3 protein-coding genes are annotated in these 3,356 nt (G+C 61.1%); 1 reads left to right on the top strand and 2 read right to left on the bottom strand.

Annotated features, from left to right (window positions below):
- Nucleotides 1-625, bottom strand: a 625-nt coding sequence (locus AC1D1P_RS18355; protein ID WP_477673950.1) for a 7TMR-DISMED2 domain-containing protein, incomplete at its 3' end; no start/stop codon positions are given.
- Between the two features lie 253 nt (nucleotides 626-878).
- On the opposite strand from AC1D1P_RS18355, the gene AC1D1P_RS18360 reads away from it, so the two are divergent.
- The gene (locus AC1D1P_RS18360; RefSeq protein WP_477670205.1) at nucleotides 879-2,549 is read left to right on the top strand and encodes a SulP family inorganic anion transporter; all 1,671 of its coding nucleotides are present in this window, start codon (nucleotides 879-881) and stop codon (nucleotides 2,547-2,549) included.
- A 22-nt stretch (nucleotides 2,550-2,571) separates the two neighbouring features.
- Here AC1D1P_RS18360 and AC1D1P_RS18365 read toward each other — a convergent pair whose 3' ends face one another.
- Nucleotides 2,572-3,186, bottom strand: coding sequence for a hypothetical protein (locus AC1D1P_RS18365; RefSeq protein ID WP_477669786.1), 615 nt, complete (start codon nucleotides 3,184-3,186; stop codon nucleotides 2,572-2,574).
- Nucleotides 3,187-3,356: the final 170 nt, after the last annotated feature.

A 3,356-nucleotide genomic window follows, 5' to 3' on the forward strand; every position in this document is an offset into this window, starting at 1 on the left:
GCACCAGGCCGATGTACACCCCCAGCAGGAGGTGCCATTGCTTGGACTGTTCGTGAAAACTGCCCGGATCGGACAGGACCCAGTGCATGCTGATCGGGTAGTTGTGGGTGACCCGAAGGTAAGTGGGCCGCGTCTCACCGGGGCGCAGCAGCATCTCGAACGCTGGTGTCAGGTGGCGCACCGGCCACTCTGCTACGGGGATGGAATCACCTGAGCGCCTGATTTGCCATTGCCCCGCAGCGAGGGGGTCTTGCGAAGGGCGGTACAGCGAGACACTGTCCATGTTGGGATGCGGTGTCGTGAGCATGACCCGGGTGGGCTGGCTCACCGCAGGCAGCGTCAACCGGTACCACAAGGCACGCCCGTCGCCGGTCGGCATGATCTGTTCCGGCCTGGCCGGCTCGCCTTCACCGGCTTCAAAACGGCTGTGGACCTGCTCAAAGGTCAGCGAGCCGGTACTGTCGACCAGCACCAGCCCCTGGCCAACCACGTCGTAGCCCGCGGACGGCACGCTTTGTGCAACAACAGCCGCGACGGGGGAAGGCGGGGCGGCCGTTTCCTGTGCGACAGCCGCAGCGTGGGCCAACAGCAAGGCCGCCAGGCAGGCAGAAAGGCGCGGCGGCATTGCAGACAAAAAACTTAAAAGGCCAAACAATCACTTCCCCAAAAAACCATACGCAGATGATCAAAACGGGACGACACTGATGATTCGGCCCTGAAATCACACGAAAAGTAACTATTTCTACCTAACAAAACCTTCTAATGTACCGAATGTTGAGGCTTCGAACAATGGAAAAAAGTCATACGGGACATTCAATGCCTATGTCGTTGCCCGCACCACCAGCCGCGCAAATCCCACGACCCACGCCCGCCGCATGATGCATTTACCGGCCTATCTCGCCCCATTTCGCCCGCGCCTGTTTTCAGCGCTTGCCGGCTACACCCGCGAGCGTTTTTTCAAGGATGCCGGGGCCGGCGTCACGGTGGGTATTGTGGCTTTGCCCCTGGCCATGGCTTTTGCCATCGCTTCCGGCCTCAAGCCCGAGGCCGGCATCTGGACGGCGATCATCGCAGGCGCATTGATCTCTGCGCTGGGCGGCTCGGCAGTGCAGATAGGCGGCCCGGCCGGCGCCTTCATCGTCATCGTCTACGGCATTCTTGAACGCTACGGCCTGGCCAACCTGCTGATCTCCACCGCCTGCGCCGGTGTGCTGCTCTTTCTGCTGGGTTTTTTCAGAATGGGCACGCTGGTGCGTTACGTGCCGGTGAGCATCGTGGTGGGTTTTACCAACGGCATCGCAGTGCTGATCGTGCTGTCGCAGGTCAGGGACCTGCTGGGGCTGGTGGTGCCCAAGATGCCGGCCGATTTTTTCTCGCAGCTGCGTGTGATCGGCGAACACCTGGACAGCTTCAACCCTTACGCGCTGGGGCTGGGGTTGGCCTGCCTGCTCGGCCTCTTTGTGTGGCCCAAGCTGTTTGCCGTGCACACGCGAAGCGCCGGCGGTTTCACCACGCGGCTGATCAGGCTGATGCAGGCCGTCGAGGGCGTGCAACTCAAGCGGGCCACGCGCATGGCGTCGCGCATGCCGGGGCCGATTGTGGCGCTGGTGACGCTTACCGCGTTTGCCTATTTGCTGAGCCTGCCGGTTGAAACCATCGGCACGCGTTTTGGCGGCATACCCCGTGCCCTGCCTTCCTTTGCGCTGCCTGACTTTTCATGGGAGACGGTGCGGCTGCTGGTGGCACCCACCATCACCATTGCACTGCTGGGTGCGGTGGAATCGCTGCTCTGCGCCCGCGTGTCCGACCAGATTTCCGGCCTGCCGCGTCATGACCCCAACCAGGAGCTGATGGCCCAGGGCGTGGCCAACTTTGTGGTGCCGTTCTTTGGCGGCATGCCCGCCACCGGCACCATTGCCCGCACGGTGACCAACGTGCGCTCGGGCGCCACCTCTCCCGTCTCGGGCGTGGTGCATGCCCTCACGCTAGTGGTGGTGGTGCTGGTAGCCGCCCCGCTGGCCGTCCATGTGCCGCTGGCGGTGCTGGCGGGCATCCTGCTGTATGTGGCCTGGAACATGGGGGAATGGCGCGAATTCGCCCACCTGCGCCAGGCCAGCAGCCATTACCGGCTCATCATGCTCGGCACGTTTTTGCTGACCGTAGTTTTTGACCTGACGGTCGCCCTGCAGGTCGGCCTGATCCTGGCCTGCGTGCTGTTTGTACGACGCATGAGCACCCTGTTCCAGGTGGTGGAGGTCTCACGCAGCGCCGACGGCGCCAGCTTCCAGCTGTACGGCTCGCTGTTTTTTGGCGCCGTCGCCAAGCTCGACCCCATCCTGAACGTGGTGGAAAGCGCGCCCAAAGGCCTGGTGGTGCGGCTGGACGTGCAATCGCTGCAATCGCTGGACACCTCCGGGCTCGATGTGCTGGAGCAGCTGCACAAGGCCATCGTGCTGCGCGGCGGCCGGCTGGTGCTGGCGGGGCTCAATGCCCAGCCGCTGGCCGTGATGGAACGCTCAGGATTTCTTGAAAAGATCGAGCGAGTTTAGGCTGTATAACCTTCTGCGGTCACTATTCCGCGCCATGCGTACTTCGACGACGCTCAGCTACCTGCACCCAGTCCAGGAAGACCATCGACGGATAGTAAAACAGCCCTGCCAGAACAACCAGAAACGCCAAAAAATAAAGATGGGACCGGCGCTCGGCGGCGATTTTTTCCTGTGCGTCCTGTTCAGAAAAAAGGACTTCGCCCGCCACAGCTTCTATCCGCGACGGCCTTTTCACAGAACCCGAAAGATAACCGGAAGGCTGCTCGCTCCAATAAACCTTGACCAACTTTCCGTGATGGGACGACTGACCGGGGAAACAAGCCGTAATGCGGGATGTCAGACTTGGTGAAGCGCAACTAAACGCCAGCGCAATGCCGTCGGCCCGCCTCACTACCATTGGAGCGGTCAATTGAGGACGTAAACACCATCGGCAAGACAAAAAGTCTGTCTTTAACGGCAGGGGCTCGATGGTTCCGACAAAAACACTGGCCTGTCCTCGACCTGGCACCTGCATACCGTGCAATCCCAGCAGGGGAACTCCGACAAAAAGCACGCCCATCGTCAAGATGACCGCGATATACCAAAAGCGATGAGACTTCAGATAATCGACCAATTTACCGCGGCTGACAGCCACCATCACCGCATCCCACCCGCAGGATTGGCGCTTTCATCGTCCACCGAACCCGTGCTGACCACCTTCAGGTCCCGGTCAAACACCACGGTAAAAATACGCGCCGCCGACGGTGGCTCCACATAACGCCAGTCGTAGTGGGTTTCCTGTTTCAGCGCATAGGGTGTGACCTTCAT

It is taken from the genome of Polaromonas sp. P1_E1_2 (assembly GCF_056406035.1).

Excerpts from the sequence above, each read along its gene's own strand:
- AC1D1P_RS18360 (WP_477670205.1), top strand. The coding sequence starts at position 879 with ATGCATTTACCGGCCTATCTCGCCCCATTTCGCCCGCGCCTGTTTTCA.
- AC1D1P_RS18365 (WP_477669786.1), bottom strand. The coding sequence starts at position 3,186 with ATGGTGGCTGTCAGCCGCGGTAAATTGGTCGATTATCTGAAGTCTCAT.